Here is a 608-nt window from a genome sequence, read left to right as displayed (position 1 = left end):
GGCGGCCCGCCGGCGAGCGCACGCAGGGCGGGCAGCACGAAGAGCAGGAACGAGGAGTACGCCGCCACTGGGGTGCCGGGCAGCGTGACCACCGGGACGCGGCGCCGGTCGGCGGTGGTGACGGTGCCGACCCCCTGGGGGCGTCCCGGCCTGATCGCGACCGGCCCGAACCAGAAGCCCTCGACGTCGTGGAGCGCCGCCTTCACCACATCGTGGTCGCCCGCCGAGATGCCCCCGGTGGTGACGACGAGGTCGGTGGACTCCGCCGCCGCGGCCAGCACGTCGCGGAAGGCCACGGCATCGTCGGTGACCGGGCCGTAGCTGCTGACCTCCGCGCCGGCCGCATGAGCCGCGGCGGCCAGGGTCGCGGTGTTGCTGTCGGCGACGGCGCCCACCGCAGACCGTGCCCCCTCGGGGCGCAGAGTGTGCCCCTTCGCGGGGTCGACGAGCTCCGCGCCGGTGGAGATGACGGCGATGCGGGGCCGAGGTCGGAGCGACACGGTGGGGCGGCCGACGGCGGCGAGCAGGCCGAGCTGCGCAGGTCCGAGCCGGGCGCCGGCGCGGAGGGCGACCTCCCCGGCGGCGACGTCCTCGCCGGCTCGCCGGAT

General features: G+C 77.3%; 1 protein-coding gene. It reads right to left on the bottom strand.

The window, feature by feature from the left end; all coding sequences use genetic code 11:
- The coding region (locus tag E7Z54_RS03625; RefSeq protein WP_240769500.1) for a molybdopterin-binding protein at nt 1-608 on the bottom strand (608 nt) is incomplete at both ends.

The organism is Nocardioides sp., assembly GCF_004803405.1.
GTDB lineage: Bacteria > Actinomycetota > Actinomycetes > Propionibacteriales > Nocardioidaceae > Nocardioides > Nocardioides vastitatis.
This window is presented reverse-complemented; position numbering and strand designations above follow the sequence as displayed.